This is a genomic window from Bifidobacterium sp. ESL1130, assembly GCF_058507935.1.
Window position 1 is genome coordinate 513,710 of sequence record NZ_CP196379.1, and the last position, 21,080, is coordinate 534,789.

17 protein-coding genes are annotated in these 21,080 nt (G+C 55.3%); 16 read left to right on the forward strand and 1 reads right to left on the reverse strand.

The genetic code is table 11. The features are described from left to right. Positions 1 to 99: 99 nt before the first annotated feature. The 7 genes from essC (at position 100) to ACSYSO_RS02030 (ending at position 9,235) form a co-directional block, all read left to right on the forward strand. Positions 100 to 4,770, forward strand: coding sequence for a type VII secretion protein EssC (gene essC / locus ACSYSO_RS02000; RefSeq protein ID WP_489760372.1), 4,671 nt, complete (start codon positions 100 to 102; stop codon positions 4,768 to 4,770). Between the two features lie 5 nt (positions 4,771 to 4,775). Continuing rightward, positions 4,776 to 5,231: a DUF4176 domain-containing protein gene (locus ACSYSO_RS02005; protein WP_489760373.1), complete on the forward strand. Its 456-nt coding sequence runs from the start codon at positions 4,776 to 4,778 to the stop codon at positions 5,229 to 5,231. A gap of 2 nt (positions 5,232 to 5,233) precedes the next feature. Continuing rightward, entirely contained in the window at positions 5,234 to 5,524 is a 291-nt protein-coding gene (locus ACSYSO_RS02010; RefSeq protein ID WP_489760374.1) for a hypothetical protein, read from the forward strand. A gap of 55 nt (positions 5,525 to 5,579) precedes the next feature. Continuing rightward, the gene (locus ACSYSO_RS02015) at positions 5,580 to 6,140 is read left to right on the forward strand and encodes a hypothetical protein (RefSeq protein ID WP_489760375.1); all 561 of its coding nucleotides are present in this window, start codon (positions 5,580 to 5,582) and stop codon (positions 6,138 to 6,140) included. Between the two features lie 50 nt (positions 6,141 to 6,190). Next, a complete protein-coding gene (locus ACSYSO_RS02020; RefSeq protein WP_489760376.1) occupies positions 6,191 to 7,795 on the forward strand; it encodes a T7SS effector LXG polymorphic toxin in 1,605 nt (534 codons plus the stop codon). A gap of 11 nt (positions 7,796 to 7,806) precedes the next feature. Next, positions 7,807 to 8,370, forward strand: a complete 564-nt coding sequence (locus tag ACSYSO_RS02025; RefSeq protein ID WP_491701914.1) for a hypothetical protein — start codon at positions 7,807 to 7,809, stop codon at positions 8,368 to 8,370. A gap of 454 nt (positions 8,371 to 8,824) precedes the next feature. Continuing rightward, positions 8,825 to 9,235: a hypothetical protein gene (locus ACSYSO_RS02030; protein WP_489760378.1), complete on the forward strand. Its 411-nt coding sequence runs from the start codon at positions 8,825 to 8,827 to the stop codon at positions 9,233 to 9,235. Positions 9,236 to 9,319: 84 nt separating this feature from the next. Here the strand turns inward: ACSYSO_RS02030 and ACSYSO_RS02035 are convergent, their stop codons facing one another. After that, positions 9,320 to 9,574 carry a hypothetical protein gene (locus tag ACSYSO_RS02035; protein WP_489760379.1) on the reverse strand — a complete coding sequence of 85 codons (255 nt, stop codon included), beginning with the start codon at positions 9,572 to 9,574 and terminating at the stop codon, positions 9,320 to 9,322. Positions 9,575 to 9,708: 134 nt separating this feature from the next. Between ACSYSO_RS02035 and ACSYSO_RS02040 the strand changes: the two genes are divergently transcribed. The 9 genes from ACSYSO_RS02040 (at position 9,709) to ACSYSO_RS02080 (ending at position 20,885) form a co-directional block, all read left to right on the forward strand. Next, a complete protein-coding gene (locus tag ACSYSO_RS02040) occupies positions 9,709 to 10,899 on the forward strand; it encodes an FHA domain-containing protein (protein ID WP_489760380.1) in 1,191 nt (396 codons plus the stop codon). A 30-nt stretch (positions 10,900 to 10,929) separates the two neighbouring features. Then, on the forward strand, positions 10,930 to 11,064 hold the full coding sequence (locus ACSYSO_RS02045) for a hypothetical protein (RefSeq protein WP_489760381.1): 135 nt from the start codon (positions 10,930 to 10,932) through the stop codon (positions 11,062 to 11,064). Between the two features lie 34 nt (positions 11,065 to 11,098). Then, entirely contained in the window at positions 11,099 to 12,904 is a 1,806-nt protein-coding gene (argS, locus tag ACSYSO_RS02050; RefSeq protein WP_489760382.1) for an arginine--tRNA ligase, read from the forward strand. Positions 12,905 to 13,122: 218 nt separating this feature from the next. Next, positions 13,123 to 14,850, forward strand: coding sequence for a diaminopimelate decarboxylase family protein (locus ACSYSO_RS02055; RefSeq protein WP_489760383.1), 1,728 nt, complete (start codon positions 13,123 to 13,125; stop codon positions 14,848 to 14,850). Positions 14,851 to 14,960: 110 nt separating this feature from the next. Then, the gene (locus ACSYSO_RS02060) at positions 14,961 to 16,328 is read left to right on the forward strand and encodes a homoserine dehydrogenase (protein WP_489760384.1); all 1,368 of its coding nucleotides are present in this window, start codon (positions 14,961 to 14,963) and stop codon (positions 16,326 to 16,328) included. A gap of 27 nt (positions 16,329 to 16,355) precedes the next feature. Then, complete coding sequence (gene thrB, locus ACSYSO_RS02065; protein ID WP_489760385.1) at positions 16,356 to 17,321, forward strand: homoserine kinase; 966 nt, start codon at positions 16,356 to 16,358, stop codon at positions 17,319 to 17,321. Between the two features lie 77 nt (positions 17,322 to 17,398). Further along, positions 17,399 to 18,955, forward strand: coding sequence for a Maf family protein (locus tag ACSYSO_RS02070; RefSeq protein ID WP_489760386.1), 1,557 nt, complete (start codon positions 17,399 to 17,401; stop codon positions 18,953 to 18,955). 60 nt (positions 18,956 to 19,015) lie between these two features. Next, the gene (dapE, locus tag ACSYSO_RS02075; protein WP_489760387.1) at positions 19,016 to 20,236 is read left to right on the forward strand and encodes a succinyl-diaminopimelate desuccinylase; all 1,221 of its coding nucleotides are present in this window, start codon (positions 19,016 to 19,018) and stop codon (positions 20,234 to 20,236) included. Further along, entirely contained in the window at positions 20,229 to 20,885 is a 657-nt protein-coding gene (locus tag ACSYSO_RS02080; RefSeq protein WP_489760388.1) for a hypothetical protein, read from the forward strand. The genes dapE and ACSYSO_RS02080 overlap by 8 nt, the downstream gene beginning before the upstream one ends. Positions 20,886 to 21,080 lie beyond the last annotated feature (195 nt).

Sequence of the window (21,080 nt, forward strand, 5' to 3'; positions counted from 1 at the left end):
TACCAGCAGCTTATGGTGCGGCAGAGCATGCTTTGCCGCACCATGCGGTGGCTGAACCAAGAAATGTAGCAATGTTGAGATGTGGAGCAGGGAGAAGATATGCTATTCACCATACTTGAGAACGCGAGAATCAGTGCGGTTGCGCTGCCGGATGAGGCTTCCGGCATCCAATGGCTCACGACTTCTGAGGGTGAAGAACATCGTCGCTTGGCCTTGGTGGAGGCTCGGCACGAGGCGTGGACTCTGGCTCCACGCAGAGGAACAGAATTATTTGATGAGGCCGGGCATCAGCATCACCGAGTTGACATTGACCCGCTGCAAACCTGTGCGTATACGGTGCGCGGAGGAGACATTGAAGCTTCCATCATTGTGTCTCCAACAGGTATTGGGGATACAACATTTTCCATTACCGGCTTTACCGCAGACGGTTCGTTGACGATAGGCAGATCGCCGCATAATGAGTTCGTCTACGATTCGCCATACGTTTCCACTGATCATGCGCGTCTTGAATTTGCCGACGGATTATTTACACTCACCGATCTTGACTCAGGGAATGGCACATACGTAAATGGTGTTCGGATTGCCGCGCTTGCCCCATGCAAGCTCAACCCCTCTGATGTGGTGGAAATCCTAGGATTGAAAATAACTGTGGGAGCCAACTTCATCAGTTACAACCGTCCCATTGGGTTTGAACCCCGATTGGGAGATGGCTGCATGGAATACCATGAGCCGCCGGTGGTGGACCAGGACCAAGACGATGGCATTGATGGAGACGATGATTCACAATATTTTTACCCGGCACCTAGATTCAAAAGAGACGTAGAGCCCTTTGCCATTTCGGTGGATCAGCCCCCGGCTGCGCAAAAGCCTGACAAGACGTCGGCCGCAATGCAGGTCGGCCCTTCAATGTTCATGGTACTTGCTTCGCTGGTATCCGGTGCATCCTCGTTCTCCCAGGCGCAGCAACCCGGTGGGTCGTTGATGTCCGTGCTGCCGACTGCTGTCATGGCAATTTCCATGTTGTTGGGCAGCGTGATTTGGCCAATACTGAGCAAGCGAGTGCAGAATAAGCAGATTGCTGCAGAAGAGGTAAAAAGACGGCAACGGTACGCCGAATATCTTGATGGTGTACGCAGCAGGATTGCAGCGGCATCGCAACAGCAAAAGCGTATTCTGAGTGAAAACAGGATCAGCACTCAGGAGAGCATCCAACGTGTGGTTGCGGGAGACTCGCGCATGATGGACCGCACGAGCGCTCACGATGACTTTTTAGAGCTGCGTTTGGGGATGGGGACCATTCCGTTGAACGCAGATATACGGTATCCTGAAGAGCATTTTACTGTTGAAAAAGATGATTTGTCTCAGGTGGTCTATCAGTTGGCGCGCGAGCCGAAAGAGGTCAGAGATGTTCCGGTTGCCTTGCGGCTGACCAAAAACGCTGTGGTCGGTTTGCACGGTATGAAGGACACTGCAACCGCTCTGATGCAAGGTTTGGTGGCGCAAATTGCCGCGTTGCATTCGTACGAAGATGTCAAGATAGTGCTGGTGTGCGATCCGGATGAGCGTGAGCGGTGGGTTTGGGCCGAGGCATTGCCCCACATGTTCTCGGACGACCGAGCAGAGCGATATTTGGCCACTTCCGCACAGGAAACGTCTGGCCTATCCTTGCATCTCGGCAAGATCGCCGAAGAGCGTCGAGAAGAAAGCGACAAAGACAGTATTGCGATGCCTTACTACGTGGTGGTCTGCACGTCAAAGAGTCTCATGGAGAAAAGCGATTTCATTGACGACCTTGCCCGAAGGCCCGCTCCTGGTTTTACTCTCGTATGTCAGGCGGCGAATCGTAACGATCTGCCCAAGCAGTGCACCGCCATCATTTCGGTGGATGGCAGCGAGGGAATGTTGCTTGGCGCGGATGACACCTCCAATGGAGGACTACGTTTCGTAGCTGATGCCTTTGCGAGCGATGAGGACTGCCTCAGGCTCTCGCAGGCGCTCGCTGAGGTGCGTCTTGATGTGGCCGAAGCGCACTCCGTATTGCCTGATTCGCTGAACTTCCTTGATATGTATGAGGCCGGCAATGTTGAACAGCTTAATGTCAAAGCTCGCTGGAATGAATCGCATGCTTCCGAGACATTGGCGGCCAGAGTCGGTGTGGATTCACAAGGGGAGCCGTTCAATCTGAACCTGCATGAGAAATTCCACGGCCCACACGGTCTTATTGCGGGCACCACAGGATCTGGAAAATCAGAGTTCATCATCACATGGGTACTGTCCATGTGTGTGGAATATTCGCCTGAAGAAGTGGCCTTTGTGCTTATCGACTATAAGGGCGGTGGCTTGGCTGGTGCCTTTGACAACAATCGTATACGGTTGCCGCATCTTGCCGGTACCATTACCAACCTTGACGGTGCTGCCATTGTGCGCAGCATGGTTTCGATTCAAAGCGAGTTGAAACGACGGCAGACGCTCTTCAATGAGGCGCGCGAGGTGGCCGGTGGCGAGAACGTCGATATTTACAAGTATCTGCGTATGTATCGCGATGGCTTGGTGAGCGAGCCATGTCCGCACTTGTTCATCGTCGCAGATGAGTTCGCAGAACTGAAACAGCAGGAGCCTGAGTTTCTGGACGAGTTGGTGAGTGCGGCGCGCATCGGCCGCTCGTTGGGAGTGCACCTGGTATTGGCCACGCAGAAGCCAAGTGGTGTGGTCAATGACCAGATTTGGAGTAATTCCCGTTTCAAGGTCTCACTTAAGGTGGCTGATGCCGCCGATTCACAAGAGATGATACAGCGACCGGACGCGGCGGAGCTGACTCAGGCAGGCCGGTTCTATATGCTGGTAGGGTACAACGAGATGTTTGCCTTGGGGCAGGCTGCCTATTCGGGAAGCCCCTATGTACCTACGGAACAATACCGAAAGCAAGTGGATGACTCTGTAGATTTGATATCCAATCTCGGGCAGGTAATTGCCGCGGCAAAGCCGGAGACGCACGACGGGCTTGCCGCAGAAGACGCGGCGCCACAGTTGGTGGTCGTGCTTCAGCACATTGCTGAAGTGGCGCAGAGTGAGCATATGCGTGCACGCCAGCTTTGGCTGGATCCTTTGCCGGAACTGTTGCCGCTTGAACGTGTGGAACAGCATCGGCAAGAGGTGCGCCAGCGTGATGCGGCATTGTTGGAGGACAGCGCCGAAGTGGCGGAAGACGCTGCATTCGAGGAGCCTGATGAGTATGCCGCGCAGGATGGATATGTGCTGGAGCCGGTTGTTGGCATACTTGATGATCCGGCGCATCAGCAGCAGCGGTTGCTCACATTGCCGTTGACTGCTGGCGGCAATGCGGTTCTGTATGGCAGCGCAGACTCGGGCATGGAATCGGTGTTGCTGGCAATGCTACTTGATCTGGTACGCACACACACGGCTAGTGAATGCAATATCTATGCGATTGACTTCGGTTCGGAATCATTGACTGCGTTGGCAGCGGCCCCGCAGGTGGGCGATGTGATCGTGAATGGCGAAGACGAGAAAGTGATGCGCCTATTCGACATGCTCGATGCGATGATCCAGGATCGACGGCGCACGCTGGTGCCGTTCGGCGGTTCGTTCGAACGCTACACCGCCACGCATGACGATATGCCAGCAGTGGTGTTTGTGATTAACGGCATCGCCGCTTTCACCGAGCTTTACGAACAGCAGCTGATGGATCGGCTGGTTAAAATAGCTCGTGATGGTCAGCGTGTAGGTATTTCATTGCTGCTGACAGCTTCTTCTTCCAGCGACGTAAGGTTGCGACTTGCCAGCAATGTGAAGCAGCGTATGGTGTTCATGCTGGATAACGCGGACGAGTACATGAATCTACTGGGCAGCATGAACGGAGTATCTCGTCCTACCGCCTTTGCTCAAGGCCTGGTCAAGAGTGAAGACACCACATTTATGTTCCAGGGCGCGCAAGTGCTCGGACGTGATGCCGACGAGTTTGGGTATGCGGTGCAAATATGTGCCGATCTACGCGCAGAAGTAAGGAACGTTGAGGGCAATGTGCTCGGTGCGGCCCAAGCTGTGCCGGTTTTGCCGGAGCATGTAACTCAAGCAGTGCTGCAACAGCTACCGAAAGTCGGCAATTCGCTTAATCTACGATATGGGTTGCATGTTGACGACCTATCTCCAGCAGAGTTTGATTTTGATGCTCATGCTATTGAACGTTGTTCGTACAATAAGGTGCAGGCAGGCACTGCTTTCATAGAAGAGATGATTCGGGTAAGTTCCATTGATACACGGTTCAAGACGTACCTTTTTGATGTGAGCGAGCAACTTGAGGAACTGCCCGGTATCTGTGAGATCGAATCTGTCGATGCTCATGAATTTGTAGAGTGGCTCGATGCCGCAGCCAATTTCACAGAGCTTCCTGAGAAAACCACGTTGATATTTGTTTCGGGAATGAGTAATGCTTTGCAACGAGCCGAACCTGGTGTAGCTGTGGAACTTACGAAATGGCTGGAAGGACTTCGGCTTAAAGACAACATTCGTATCGTTATGTTTGATGCTGCTGCAGAAGCGCGGAATGTCAATAGTGAGTCATGGTTTACTTCGCAAATAGGAATAAACAATGGACTTTGGATTGGGTCTGGTTTTGAATCACAAAGCGTTGTCACTCCGCTGACTTACGGACAGCGTAAAAAGAATCTTGGCGATGATGGCGGGTACAGCACTGTTGATGGTGTTCCGCATGAGGTCAAAGTGGTTTTTCAAGAATCGGAAAGAAAGGAATAAGGAATATGGATGCTCCAGATTTTCTGCCGTTGGGTAGCGTCGTTGAGGTGAGAGGCAACGATAAAAAGTTAATGATTGTTTCTCGGGGTGTGTCTGTGCCGCACGATCAAGGCATGCTTTATGTCGATTATGGTGGGTGTCTATATCCCGAAGGGATGATGAGTGACATCTTGCTCTACTTCAATCATGAAGATATTAAGCAGGTTGTGTTTAAAGGGTTCCATGATGAGGAGAACGCTGAGATGGTGAAGACCATCGATGAGGCGCTACGATTCATTACCATGGATAAAGCTCATCCTGACCCGCTAACTCAGGAGGATATTAATCAGACTGTTGAAGATGCGTATGCGGACCTGCACGACGCTGAGTCTGACAATCTTGACGGTACCGAGTCTCTTGAGAATGGTGATAGTGCATCTGAGACTGATATTGATGAGAATACTGTGAAAGGTGAGGAGTGAATATGGGTGGGATGATTCAGCTGAATAAGGCGAGGCTTGATGAGCTGACGCGTGGGTGTAGTGATGCCGGTTCAAAGGTGAAATCTATTTCTATGTCTCTGCCAGGCATGGAGGGTAATGCCATGGCATTGCAGGCATATCGCAGTGCTGCAGAGAGATTCTACCGTGATGTTCAGCAATATGCTTCGGTGTTGAGTGATGATGCTGCAGTACTATCCAAGGCTGTTGCCGAGCTCGAGAAGGCCGATCAGACTGCTAGCAAGGGTCTTATGTCTATGGTGCAGCAGCACTAAGTGTTAAGACTCGTATAAAAGTAAGTTATGTCAATTTTTAGGGAGTGTGGTTGTTATGTGGAATCCGTTGGTGTCTGGTTTGCCTGATGAGGGTGTGAGGTTGCGTTTTGCTGATGAGGATAATGATGGGAGGCCGCTTGGGGTTGTTGGTACGAAGTGGTTTGTGAACCATTACTCGTCGCTTCGTAAACGTACCCGCAATCTGTCGTATGCTGCTTTTTTCTTTGCAACGGGTGCGATATTGATTGCGGCAGTTGGTGTACGAATGATGATAGTAGATGACGATTTCCAGTGGTGGCTATTAACACTTTGCATGTCTGTGTTCGTCACTGGTGTGTATTTTGTGCCTGCTGGTGTCTTGTTACTGCGGATGTCGAAGAAATTGGCAAGTAGTGATTTTCGGTTGTTTATGGTGGTGTCTCGTGTGTTTATGGTGTTGCCGTTGTTGTGTGGTGTGGTGATGTATGTGATGGCTGATCGTGATTGGTCGTTGGTTATTTTGGCGGCGGCGTTTTGGGTGTTGCCTCAAATGTATGTGAATGCGATGAGGCAGTTTGTGGTGGTGATGGATGATGAGGATTTATCTGATTCTGTGGTGACACAGAGCGTATTGTGATGCGTAGTTAAGAATACGACACATACGGTTTATAGATAGGAGAAAGAATTATGGGTTTTTATGTTGTGAAAGCGAACGTTAAGGATACGGCCACTGAGGTGGATATTTATTCGCAGCAGCTTGATGAAGCGTTGGATAGTGTGACGAGTGCGATTAAAAGGTTGCAGAATTCTGATGTTTTTAAGGGTAAGACTGCTGACAGTGTCAAGGCGTATTGGGGTGAGGCTCAGAAGGCTGCTGTGGATATGATGAAGACGGTGGCTAAGCAGTTGCGTATGCAGTTTGTGTTGTATGCGGATGGGTATGACGGTATTGATGGAGCTAATAAGACTCGGTTTGATGATGGGACGTTGAATGATGCTGCTGCTTGGTTTGAGCGGAGGTCGTCTCGTACTGCTGAGTTGAATGCTGATTTTGTGCGTGTGGTGCAGAGTGTGAGTGATGTGGTGGGGGTGTCTGCGTCTGGTCATGCGGGTTCTGCTATTGAGTTGGTGCATCGTAGTGGGAAGGTGGCTCGTGATTTGCAGCAGCGGGTCGGTGATTATGAGTCGCAGCAGAGGGCGAAGGCGGTACAGTTCGGCAATTCGTTGGATAGTCTTGAGCGGTTGCTGTCAGGATTGGGTTCGTATGCTGGTGGCGGGCATTATAGTGCTGGTGGGTTGGCTGCTGAGCCGTGGTATGTGGAGTCAATGAAGTCGGTGAGGGGGATGAAGCAGTGGCAGAAGCAGCATCTTAGGGAGTATGAGGTTGCGGAACAGAAAATAGTCAAAACAAGACACGAAAACGGTATAGTAAAAGTGGTATGTGCTTTTCTAGGTGTTGCTGCTGGTGTTTCAGCGATTCTGACTACTGGCGGTGCAGCTGCTCCGGTAGTGTTTGCTCTGGCTCTGGCACAGATAACGATGAGTGGTTCTGATCTCTTGGAAGGTGCTGAGGATATATCTGCTGGTAAGTCAGGGCATTCGTTCAATCTTATTCGAGATACGGTGTTTTCGGGTAATCAGAAATTGTATAACAGTGCTGAGGGTGTGATAGGTACTGGTGTTGGGTTGTCTACGGCGTTACGCGGTACACTGGTGAACATTGTGAAGAATAACCCTCCGACTTTCATCGCTAGTTCGCGTGGGACAGTGACGGCGATGTCTGCGTCTAAGGTAGAGCCGATTACACATGTGTATCAAGCTGCAAAAGCTACTGGGCATTCGGTGTGGGGGTCGATGGCTGCAACGGCGACTGAGTATGCGGTATCTGATGCTTTTGAGAGTGCAGTGACAGATAAAATTAGTGAGCTTATCAAAGATAAGACAGATAACAGTCTTTCTGGTCAGCTTGCGGCGATTGGCGCACAGCAAGGCGTAGGAAGTGTCTTGGATAACGTCTCTGAGAAAGGTAAGCCGTTGGTGCAGTCTGGTGTTGAGCATGTGGCTGGTGATGTGGTGTGGAACGACAAGTTGAGTGTGGAGACTCGTGGAAAGTTGCTTGATGCTGTGGATTGGTATGCGGAGCACTTTACCGCTCAGCCTGATGCATTGAATGATGTGCGTATGCCGCGGCAGACAACGCGCTCAAACAATGGACGTTTGTCTGAGTCTGATATGTCTCATGACGTTCATGCGTGCGTTGAATCTGAGTTGAAGTATTGGTTGTGTTTGTGAGGAGTGTGGTTGTGGTGTGGAATCCGTTGACGGCTGGTTTGCCTAATAAGAATGCAAAATTGCGGTTTGAGGATGAGGCTGACGGTAAGGAGTCGTGGTTTGTAGTATTTGGCGGTAGGAAAACTCCTACAGCTCGCAGGCGCACTCGTAACCTAGCTTATATTGCTTATTTCGCTGCCGCGTTTTTTGTGTTGATGTCTGTTTTGATGATTTGGGATGCGGTGTTTGAGCGTGGGAGCACTCAGTTGCGTGATCCGGTGTCGTGGACGTTGGTGGTGCTTGGTATTCCGTTGTTGATTACGGGTGTGTATTTTGTGCCTGCTGGTGTGTTGTTGCGTCGTATGTCGAAGCATTTGGTGTGTCGTGATTTTCGGTTGTTTATGGTGGTGTCTCGTGTGTTTATGGTGTTGCCGTTGTTGTGTGGTGTGGTGATGTATGTGGTGGCTGATCGTGATTGGTCGTTGATTATTTTGGCGGTGGCGTTTTGGGTGTTGCCTCAGATGTATGTGAATTTTATGGGGCAGTTTGTAGTGGTGGTCGATCCGGATGACGACGGCTCGCCTTCTATTGTCTGATTCTGATGGGCGGTCGACCTGGTGGATTGATATGCGGAGCATTTTTACTACTCAGCTTGAGACATTGAATGGTATTCGTATGTATCGGTGAAGTAATGGCTAAAAGTAAGTTAAGTTGAATTTTGTTGAAGGAGTGTGGTCGTGGTGTCGAATCCGTTGATTCCTGAGGTGGATGATGGTGTTGGGTGTTGGGTGTTGGGTGTTGTGGTGTTGGTGGTGTGTGGTGTGGCTGTGATGTTGGGGCGTGGTAGTTCTGCGAGGTGGTTGTTGTTGGTGTTGCGTGTGGTTCGTGTGGTGTTGGGTGTGTTGTATGGGTTGGTGTCGTCCGGTGTGGGGTGTGTTGAGGATTTGTGTGTTGGTGTGAGCGGACGGCACGGGGTAAGAAAATGACAGTTCCCACGCTTTGTGTCATAAGTTACAATGTAATTATCGATGTTTTATGAAAGGTGTAGCCATGAGTTTGCAAAGTGTTGTTGCGGATTTGGACAGGCAGTCGTCTGTGGTGAACGGGCAGATTAACCGACTGCGAGCTGCTGCCAATTCGTTGCAGGGGATAGCCTACAGTGTGCAAATGGATGTGGAAACACCTGTCGATCGGTACGATGCCGGTGGAACGTGGCAAGGTGATAAGCGGGAAGAATTCGAGTCAAAGAAGCGCGAGGCTAAAAAGAGTGTTGACGGGCTGCGAAGGGACATAGATTCGGCTCGTAGCGCGATCGACGGTAAGATTAACCAGCTGCAGTTCAATCTATTTACTATCGGTAATGAACGCTCTCAAACGGTCGGTCTGATAGAACAGCAAGCTGCCGAAGCGCGACGCCAAAAAGAGGCACGCCGCGCAAAGGCTAGGAGACGGCGTCGGTAACAGGCGGCACTGTTGTGCTTGCTTGTTTGTGATTGCCTTCGATAAACGAGTGGTCTGCGTCGAAGGCCGGCCAGATGGAACGAGTTACACCAGAACGAGTTGTGAACCATTCTTCATGTCCGACTCCCTGATATTGCTGCGCGGATCCAGAAGCGTGCCGGTCTGCTTGTCCATAAGCGCCGCATTGCCGCCGGCATGGTAATAATCCGGTTCGCGGTTGGCTAGGATTTCAGCGACAAGATTAGCGGTCTCATGGATAGTGAGTTTGCGGGGAACGTTGAAATCATACGAGCGGTGAGTCGCTGGTAGCGTGATGTTGAGCATAACCTTTTCGTTCACGTTTCACTCCTTGCGCGCTATGTTCGGGTAGTCATAACAATTCCAAAATAACTGAATATATGGATATCGGATGATGCGCAGGCTCCATATTACACTTGGAACAGCAATGAAGTTGGTAGTAGGGGAGGTTGCCGATGAAAGAGCACAAGAAACGTGACAGAGCCACCGGTGCGGCCACGCTGATGATACGTACGACGCGTGGTGAAGAACTTGACTACAAGCTGGCAGAATGGTTGAAAACGCTGCCCTCTTCATCTCTGTTGCCATTCAAATATGAGGTGAAAGGCAGCAAAAACCTGTTCTACTATGACATCACCGGGTACCCTACGCTTCAGGAATACTTGGGCATGGGGATTTCGGGAGTGCAATACCAGAAGCTTCTGCGCTCGGTGGGAGCGCTTGGGGATGTATGCGCACAAACTGACCTGCCTATGGAATCTGTCAGATTCGAGCCGGAAGCCATTTACGTAGACAGCGGCAACCTGTTGTTCTGCTGTCTGCCGATAACGCCAGCGCCCAATGCGAAGAGCAGTATTCTGACGCTGTTGGAGTTTTTGGCGCAACCGCGGAATATCCGCTTTGTGCTGCCATCCGATGCTGAAGCGACCAGGCACGTTGATGACTATGTGAAACGTGTTTCCGTTTTCTCGGCTTTTGACTTTAATGATGTCCTCAACACGCATTTCCACCTCGATTCCCATAAGCAGCAAGATTCGCAGTCGTCGCTGGCTCAGACAGAATCCACAGTTGCATCCGAGCGGCATGCCAGGTTTGATCCGTTCGGTCTGTCGGTGGGGCCTGAAGCGAACAGCAGGAGCGAGAACCCTATAGATGTGAAGAAATCGACCGATGCTAATACGGAGCCGAATGTTGAATCGATATTGTCAGAATCCAATACTACTGCGCGCTTGAATGAGGATTCGCAGGATGCGGCAGGCATCGGCTTGGAGGAGGCCGGAACGCGATTGCTTGCTCCAGACGATTCTCGGCAGTTGCAGCGCGACACCCCAAGCCCTTCTCTTGCCCGGTCTTCCCTGTTCTCTGTTATTCGTGAACGTGACGGTTCGTGCCTGTGCCAAGCAGAAGCTGAAGTGGTGGTGGGCCGCTCGCCCCAGTGTGCGGCCCGGGTGCGCGGGAACACCAACGTGAGTCGTGTTCATGCCTTGATTGTCGATATGGGAGATGAGACATTCGGGGTTTCCGACCTTGGCTCAGCGAACGGTACTATGGTGCGTGGCATCAAACTCGCCAAAGGAGAACGCGCCCCCGTCCGTGCTGGGGAAGCATTTGCCGTGGCCGATGAGTCACTGCATATTGAGGTGTAAACAGCAATGAACAAGACCGGTATAAGGAGCATGGGACAGCTGAAGATGGGCGTGCATGAGGCGAGAACAGGCAAGAACCTAATTTTCAATCAAACTCAAACCTCAATGCCGGTATTGGTAGTGAGAGGAGACCTGTCTCACGGCACGCAGGTTGTGCTGGTGTAAAATCCCGTCACCCAACCACAGTAGAATTGGACGAATGAATCCTGAAGCCTTAAGTGAACTGATTTCGAACACCGCACATGCTCTGGTGGCCTCTGGCGCTGCCGGAAACCTGACCGATGATCTCATACCTGAAGTGAGCAAGCTGGCAGTGATGCGTCCCAAAGATCGTGCTCATGGTGACTGGGCTTCGAACGTAGCCATGCAGCTGGCCAAGAAGGCTGGCATGGATCCGCGCGAGCTGGCACAGGCATTCGCCGGCGAACTCGGCAAAGCCGACGGCATCAGCTCGGTGGAAGTTGCGGGTCCCGGCTTCATCAACATCACGCTCGATTCCGCTTCTGCGGCAGCGGTGGTGACCACGGTGCTGGAACAAGGTGCGAATTTCGGACGTAACCAGCACTTGGGCGGCAAAACCCTCAACTTGGAGTTCGTCTCGGCCAATCCTACCGGTCCCATCCACATCGGTGGCGTGCGCTGGGCGGCTACTGGCGACGCAATGGCTCGTGTATTGGAAGCCAACGGTGCCAAAGTGGTGCGCGAATACTATTTCAATGATCATGGGGAGCAAATCAACCGGTTCGCCAAATCCTTGGTGGCTGCAGCGCACGGTGAAGCGGTGCCCGTTGACGGATACAAAGGTACCTATATCAACGAAATTGCAGACCGCGTGATTGCCGAAGGCAAAGCGGACGGTATCGATGTGCTTGCGCTGCCCCGCGTCGATAGCGGGTCAGACAAGGACGGCGAACCTCTGGGTGAGGGCGATTCGGCGCAGCGCGAGGAATTCCGCAAGCGTGCCGTGCCCATGATGTTTGCCGAAATTCAGCAGTCCATGAAGAATTTCCGCGTGAACTTCGACGTATGGTTCCATGAGAACAGCGTCTATGAGTCCGGAGCTGCGCAGAAAGCCATTGATTATCTGCGCGAGCGTGGCGACATTTACGAGAAGGACGGCGCCACCTGGTTTGCGTCCACCAAGCATGGTGACGACAAAGATCGCGTCATTCTCAAATCCAACGGTGAGTACGCCTACTTCGCCGCCGACATCGCCTACTACTGGGACAAGCGCCATCGCGCGCAGGATCCGGCGGATGTGGCCATCTACATGCTTGGTGCAGACCATCACGGCTATATCGGCCGCATGATGGCCATGTGCGACGCATTCGGCGACAAACCGGGCGAGAACATGCAGATTCTCATCGGTCAGATGGTCAACGTGATGAAGGACGGCAAAGCGGTGCGCATGTCGAAGCGCGCCGGCAACGTCGTAACCATCGACGACCTTGTGGGAGCCATCGGCGTGGATGCGTCGCGCTATTCCCTGGAACGTACCGACTACAACACCAGTGTCGACATCGACTTGGATCTGCTTTCCTCCCATTCCAACGAGAACCCGGTCTACTACGTGCAGTACGCTCACGCACGCAGCTGCAATGTGGCGCGCAACGCCGCAGCGGCTGGCATCGGTGAGCTGGGGTACGCTCAGGCTGACCTGTCGCTGCTTGACACACAAGCCGACGGTGAGCTGCTGGCCGCCATCGCACAATGGCCCGCCACGGTGTCTGAAGCCGGAGACCTGCGCGCCCCTCACAAGATTGCACACTATCTGGAATCGCTCGCAGGCGCTTACCACAAGTGGTACAACCTTGAACGAGTGGTGCCGATGGATCTCACTGAAGCGGAAGAGCGCCGCGATGAGCAGGAACGCGAAGCGTTGCGCGTGGCTAAGAATCCAGAGCCGGCTCGTGCCGCTGCCCGTTTACAGCTCAACGATGCCGCCCGCCAGGTCATCGCCTCGGGGCTCGACCTACTGGGCGTGAGCGCTCCAGACAAGATGTGATCCGCTCAGGAAGCCTGCCTCATCATAAAACATGAATAGGGTTCGTGTTCCGTGAGTACTTTGTGCTGGTATTGCACGGTGGTGCCTTTGCAAGAACGTTGCAATTCAGCGGTTTGCGGGATGGCAGTACCGCCACGATGCCCACGCAAGTACTCACGGAACGATTGGACCGGGTAGGCGAGGTGGATTTGCAGCAACAGTTGGCAAGGAGAAACGATATGACAGGAATCAGCCCTATCTGGCCGCAGGCCACCGCGTGGGACAACAACGGTGAACTCACGTTCCATGGACGTACTGCCGCCTCATTGCTGCACGAGTTCGGTTCCCCGCTCTACCTTATGGATACCGACGAGCTGCGTTCCCGTGCGCACCGATTCGTGAGTGCGGCAGCCCAAGCGTTCCCCATGTCCACCACACACGTGAGTTTTGCAGCCAAAACATTTCTGACTCGCGAGGTGGCGCGCATCGTTACTCAGGAAGGCATGCTGGTCGACACATGTTCCATGGGGGAGATGCGCATCGCCCTTGCCGCTGGGGTTCCCGGGCGCCGCTTGGTGTTGCACGGCAACAATAAATCCGACGAGGAGATTGAACTCGCGGTGCGCGAAGGATTTGACAAGATTGTGGTCGATGAGCCGGGAGAGCCGGCACGCATTGCGGCAATTGCGCGTCGTGTCGGCAAACGCGCCAGGGTTATGCTACGCGTCACTTGTGGCATTCATGCCGGAGGCCACGAATACATTTCCACAGCGCATGAGGATCAGAAGTTCGGCGTTGCGTTGCTGCCGCAAGGCGCCCGGCCGGAGATTTTCGACGTGCTTGACCGGTTGGATGACCCAGTCCCGCAGCACGGCGGCGATTGTGGCAACGATGCGGTACGACTTGAAACAACCGGGAGTGCAGGCGTCTCAGGTTCCAAAGAGGCAACTCTTGGGCATGCGCTGGATTACAGCATGCATTCGCCGTACGATGCGAGTCTGCCCCCTCTTTCCGGCACTGACCGTGCACTGATGGACGCCATGGAAGCAGTGGCGGCAGGGCCGGCGTTGGCTGTGCTGAACAATATCGCCGCACTGAGTGACGACTTGGAACTTGTGGGCATTCATTCCCACATCGGCTCACAGATTCATGATGCGAACGCCTTCATTCAGGCTGGACAGCGCATGATGCTGCTGCGCCGCACCTTCTACGCCACCGACGGCTATATCCTGCCGGAAGTGGATCTTGGCGGCGGATATTCCGTGGCGTACACCGATGCCGAAGATTCGATGGACATCGAGGTGGAGCTGGGGAGGCTCGCTCGCGCTACGAATCAGGTCAACCAGGCGTTGGGCATGCCTGCGCCGGCCATCTCCTTCGAACCGGGACGTTGGATCGCCGGACCTGCCGGCGTCACACTGTACCGAGTGGGGGCCATCAAGCATGTGGCGTTGCCTGAGGGTACGAAAGACAGTGCTGGCAAACCGATTGCAGAACGTGTGTACGTTTCCGTGGACGGCGGTATGAGCGATAACATTCGGCCGGCCCTATATGGCGCGGATTACACGGCGGTGGTGGCCGGGCGCTGTGGGGAGAGCGAAAACGGAATCAAGCCATCTGTTGCACAGAGCGAGAAAGTTCAGCGGCCATCTGCTGAAGAGCCGAGCTGCGGTCATGGCGTGATGGGCGACGCAAACACCAGTGCTAGTGCAGAAACTATGCTGGCCCGTGTGGTGGGCATGCACTGCGAGTCGGGAGACATCGTTGTCAATGAGTGCCGGCTGCCGAGCGATCTGAAGCGCGGCGACGTGCTCGCCGTCCCGGTCACCGGCGCGTACGGCCGCACCATGGCCAGCAATTACAATCAGGCGCTCATCCCAGCGGTCGTTGCGGTCAGCGGGGAGGGGGCACACGTCATGCTGCGCCGCCAGACCATCGAAGACCTGCTCGACCTCGATCAGGGGTGAGCCAGCCCGGTATATGCCAATTCCGCTGTGCCTGAGACGAATACGGCATCTGTCGGATTTGTTCCGTACGATGGAAGCAACTATCAAGCAACGGTTCAAGGCGGTGGCATATGGTCCAAACAGCGGTACAACCCAACAACGGCGAGACTGTGGCGTGTGCTGCCGAAGCCGGCCAAGCCCAGACCCCGATTCGCATCGGTTTGCTGGGGGCGGGCACGGTCGGTTCACAGGCTGCACGTCTGCTGATTGAGCAGAGTGATGAGTTGGCGCGCCGTGTGGGGCGCCCGCTTGAACTGTCCGGCGTGGCCTGCCGTAATCCCCAATCCGTTGATGCACCTTGGATTGACCGGTCACTTTTGACCGAAGACACACAGTCCGTGGTGGATGGCGCCGATATTGTTGTCGAGCTTATCGGTGGATTGGAACCCGCACGCACGCTGGTGCTTGGCGCTTTGCAAGCCGGTAAATCCGTGGTCACGGCCAACAAGGCGTTGCTGGCCAAGTTTGGACCTGAACTGTACCAGGCTGCCGCAAACCATCACGTTGATTTGTTCTTCGAGGCAGCAGTGGGCGGTGCCATTCCTCTGCTTCGGCCACTATGCGAGTCGCTGTCCGGCGACCATGTCACCCAGGTGCTCGGCATTCTTAACGGCACAACGAATTACATTCTTGACGAGATGACCACAAAGGGACTCGACTTCGACGTAGCGCTGCAGGATGCGCAAGCCAAAGGCTACGCCGAGGCGGATCCCACAGGGGACATTGAAGGCGAAGACGCGGCCAACAAGGCGGCTATCGTGGCATCTTTGGCATTCCACACACCGGTGAGCATCGACGACGTGGCTGTGGAGGGGATTACCAAAATCACTGCAGACGACATCGCCGCTGCCACCGCAGAGGGCAAAGTGGTCAAGCTGTTGGCCGTGGCGCAGCACGATGATGATGGTGTTTCTGCGCGCGTCTACCCGGCGCTGATCTCGAAGGATCATCCGCTGGCGTCCGTGCGTGGCAGCTTCAACGCTGCGTTTGTACATGCTCAGGCCGCTGACGATCTGATGTTCTACGGCCCTGGGGCTGGTGGCGCGCCCACGGCTTCGGCGGTGCTTGGCGACGTGGTGAGCGCGGCTCGGCATGTCGTTCAGGGGGCGTGGGGGCCGGCGATTGATCTGTACCACACGTTGCCACAGGCGCCGCTCGACGCTTCGAAGGCGGAATTTGCGGTGCGTTTCCGCATCTGCGACCGACCTGGAATTTTGGCGCAGATTGCCCAGAAATTCGCGGATTACGGGGTGTCGATCAACGGCATCAATCAGGATTTGAAACCGACAGCGCACAATCCCGGATATTCGGGGGAGTTGCAGACGTTACGTGTGGTGACGCACCGCTGTGATGAAGTGACACTGCGCCGGTGTATGGAGGACGTGTGTAATTTCAGCTTCGTGATAGGCGAGCCGTCGATTCTGCGAGTGATGGACTAGCCGTCGTTCCACTGGTCTGGAGGGGACATGAACCAGCAGCAGCCGCAACAGCGCAAGGAAATTCACCAGGTACAGGTTAGGGTTCCTGCCACCAGCGCGAACCTTGGTTCGGGTTTTGACACGGCAGGTTTGGCGCTCGAGTATTGGGACGATCTCACGTTCACCCGCCACAGTGGCGGGGCTGCGGATGGTGGTTCGGTAGAGGTCATCATTCACGGTGAGGGCGAGGCCACTCTGCCGAGAGACGAACGCCATCTGGTGGTTGCTGCATTCCGCCAGGCAGCTCGTGAGTTTGGGGTACCGACGTTCGGGTTCACTTTGGAGGCGCACAACCGCATTCCGCAGGCTCGCGGCATGGGGTCGTCCGCCGAGGCGATTGTGGCGGGTGTGGCTGCGGCTGCGGCGTTCAGCGGGCAGGATCCGCTTGACCGCATGCGCATATTCGAAGTGGCGGCAAGCATCGAAGGCCACCCGGACAATGTGGCTCCAGCGGTGTTCGGCGGTCTCACCATCTCTTGGAAACGTGACAGTGGTTTTGGCACGGTGACCTACCCGGTGGCCGAGGCGGTGCGAGCGGCAGTGTTTATCCCCGACGTTGAACTGTCTACCGAGATGGCGCGCCAAGCGTTGCCGGCTGAAGTGCCTTATGGGGACGCAATATACAACGTTTCCCGTGCATCTCTGCTCCCCGCGGCGCTTAACGCGCCTTCAGGGCTTGTGGGGAAGGATCTGCTGTTTGAGGCAACGCAAGACAAGCTCCATCAGCCGTACCGCAAAACACTGATGCCGGATTCGTGGGAACTCATCGAACAGTTGCGCGTTCAAAGCTTTGCGGCTTCGGTCTCCGGTGCTGGGCCGTGCGTGTTGGTGCCGGATTACGGTGACGAAGACGAAGCGATTGATCGTGCTGCCTCGGATCAGCTGGGCAGTGGCCATTGGCGTGTGTTGCACTTGCCCGTCAATGTTTCCGGCGTTGTGGTGCAGTCGCAATAATCCGAGTGCGTTTCCAAGTGCGGTGCGGTAGCATGGAGATAAGTGTTGCGTTGTGCGGCGCGTGAATGGGGAGCGTTATGACTGTTTCTGTGATTTTGGCTTCGAAGTCGCCATCTCGGCGCAATGTGCTGCGTGCTGCGGGGGTGAATCCGACGGTGAGCGTCTCGCGCGTGGATGAGCCGGCCGCGCTGGAACGTGAAGCTGCTGCGCAAGGGCGTACGGTGGAATCGTTGAGCGCTGAAGAGCGAGTGATGATTCTGGCTCAAGCCAAGGCGCAGAAGGTATATGACGCTTACCGTCTGGTTGCGGAGACGACATTGCAGGCAAGCGGAGAGCAGGTTACCGCCTTCCCGTTGCAAGCACGGAATGATGTGCAGATACCGGGCGATTCGCAGGCGCAGAGCGATCTGCGGGATAGCTGCGAGGACTGCGACGGCGGTGAGAGTGGCGATGATGCCACAGTGGATGAAGGCACCGGTGCCGTGCTTGTCTCACGCCATACAGCGGAACGCTCGGCCGATGAGCGTGCTGCAGATGAGCAGCGAGCCAGCGACCCCACGCTGACCCGTGACTTTTCGGGTTTGGATATCCCTCACATCAGCGAGCCGCTGGAACTTGTTGTATCGCGGGATCCAGGATTTGCCGGGGCGGATGCCAAGGTGCTCATCGTAGGTTGCGATTCGATGTTCCTGTTCGATGGTGAGGCGTTCGGCAAACCGCATACGCCTGAAGTGGCAAGGGAACGTTTGCGTGCCATGCGCGGCAAGAGTGGCGAGCTGTGGACCGGGCATTGCGTTATTGATTTGGCCTCTGGACGGCAGGAACGTGCCGCCAGCCATGCCACAGTGACCTTTGCTGACTTTACGGACGCAGAGATTGAGGCATACATCGCTTCGGGAGAACCGCTGGAAGTGGCTGGGTGCTTCACACTGGAGGGACTGGGCGGAGCGTTCATCGAGAGTGTGGACGGAGACCCGAGTGGGGTGTTGGGACTGAGCCTGCCGCTGTTACGTCGTATGGTGAGCTCGCTGGGATTCGCATGGACCGATTTGTGGAATACCGAAGAAGCCCTCGGTGCCGATGCCCGCAGTGCGGTCGAGCCCAATCCTGCTGTCGCTGCCGCAACGCCCAAGGCACCGCAAGGCACGATTCGTCAGCCGGGGGATGGCTGGGTGGATTGCGCATGCGGCAGACGGCACTGGGGGTTGAACGGCGCTGCCGGAGTACTGCTGGCTCGCCGTGATGAGCAGGGGCATGTCACTGATGTGGTTATGCAGCATCGTGCCGTCTGGAGTGCGGAAGGCGGTACATGGGGCGTGCCGGGAGGCGCGATGGCAGTGGGTGAGAATCCTATCGAAGGTGCGCTGCGCGAAGCGTATGAGGAGGCGAATATCACGCCCGACGATGTTGAAGTGGTCGGCACTCACCGCGAGGATCACGGACCGTGGTCCTACACTACGGTGTTCGCTTTCGAAAAGCCGGGGCATCGTGTGGAACCGCGCGCCAACGACAACGAAAGCCTGACCATCGAATGGGTGCCCGTGAGCAAGGTGGGCGATTTGAAACTGCTCACCGCACTGCGCGTGGATTGGCCTGGGTTTGCCGAACGGTTGGAACAACTCGGCTCAAAGTAGATCACCGGTACAACCGAATCATGAATCTTAGCAACGAACTATTCGAAACGGGACCGAACCATGAACTTGAACATCGATAAGAACGTCGCTCGGCCGCACGCGTTGGTGGGGCTGTTCGAAGCGCTGATGGGCGTCTATTCCGTCAGCGGCAGTGAAACCGAACTGGCTGACGAGGTGGAACGGTTCCTGAAATCGTATGTGCAACTGGAAGTGCATCGTTTGGCAGACACGGTGGTGGCTCGCACCATGTATGGCAAAGCGCAACGCGTGGTGCTCGCCGGTCATCTCGACACGGTACCGGTCATCGACAACTTCCCTCCGCTCTGGCTTGAGCAGGACGACCCGCGCGTTCGCGAGGACGTGGCAGCGAGCCATCCAGGGGAGCATGTGATGTGGGGCAGGGGAGCCACCGACATGAAGGCCTCTGACGCGGTGATGCTGTATCTGGCAGCCCAGGTGGGTGCTGCCTCGTTTAACCCCGCGCAGTTGCGCTACGATTTGACGTTCGTGTTCTATGACCATGAGGAGGTGGCCGCCGAACTCAACGGGTTGCGCCGCGTGGCCGACGAGCGGCCGGAACTGCTGGCAGGCGATTTCGCCATCATCGGCGAGCCGACCGACTGCGGCATCGAAGGCGGGTGCAACGGCACCATGCGCTTCGACGTGGTCACCCACGGTGTTGCCGCACATTCGGCTCGCGCATGGATGGGCAGCAACGCCATCCATGCCGCGGCTGAGATTCTCAACCGTCTGGAAGCCTACGAGCCTGAAGACGTGGAAGTGGATGGCCTGACCTACCGCGAAGGGGTGAATGCCACGCTCATCTCCGGCGGCACCGGCACCAATGTGATTCCGGACGAATGCCGGGTGCATGTCAACTACCGTTTCGCGCCTGACAAGACCTTGGAAGAGGCCAAAGCACTCATGATGGGCGGTGCCGCTGCCGACCAGCCGAGCTTGGGTGGCGGCGAACGTGTGGCGCAGGGAGGCATGTTCGCTGGGTTTGGCATCGAGATGAAGGACGAATCTCCTGCCGCGCGCCCGGGCATGGACTCGCCGCTGTCGCGCTCGCTGGCTGCGTTGGTCAAGCGTCGCACAGGACGCGACCCTCAGGCCAAGCTGGGCTGGACGGACGTGGCGCGATTCTCCGCGCTCGGTGTTCCTGCCGTCAACCTGGGTGCCGGCAGTGCGCTGTTGGCGCACAAGGCTGACGAGCAGCTACCGGCTAGCGAACTGGAAACCATGGCCAGCATCCTGAGCGAATGGCTGTTCGATGACTGAGGGTGCCAGAAGTAAAGGCACAGTGCGCACGCTTGCGATTGCCGCGAGTGGCGCACTGTGCCTGCTGTTGTGCACTTTGGTTGTATTGGGAATTCTGTGCAGCAAACAACCGGTTCAGCAACCCGATGCCACGCCCGAGACACCGCTCCTCACCGTCAGGGCACGCCGCGCGGTGAGCGCTCACGAGGATGTGGCACAGGTGATGCACAATATATCTGATGTGTACACGACGCTTGACGTTGAAGCCGGCAATGCTGCACCACATACGTACCAAGGACGATATCAGGGTGGCAGCGCCAACAGTGCTGTTGATGTTACGGTCACTGAGTTCGGCAGCAGCGACGAAGCGCAGCGGATGTTGGTTCAGCTCAAGCAGCAGGATTTAGATGCTGAACAGACACGTGAAGAACATGTGACCGATACTGATGGGCGTCAATTAGGCACTATGGTGACCAGTGTCTCGCCAAAGGCTGCCGAACGCCGAGAAATAGCCCCACGAGACTTGGAAAACACCGTTGATGGTGGCGGTACGGCGCAAAACCAGCAGACATACAAGAAACACGATGTGGTGATATGGACCAATGGCCAGCTGTGCCTGACGTGCAAGGGATTGGGAACCGACGAGTTTTACGGTAGCAGCGTGCTATAGCGCGTGCAGCGGCTGAGACTATGAAGCTCTTGCCTGGTTTCGACTTGCTTGGTCTCAATAAGATATCTGCGAAGGCAGGATTGCAGGCATCTGGCCGGGAAAGCACATGAGAGTCGCGCTTTGCAATATGCACGACTGTGGCGGTACTGCAAGCCTTCAAAGACGAAAAGACCCCGGGCGGCGCACGCTGCGTTC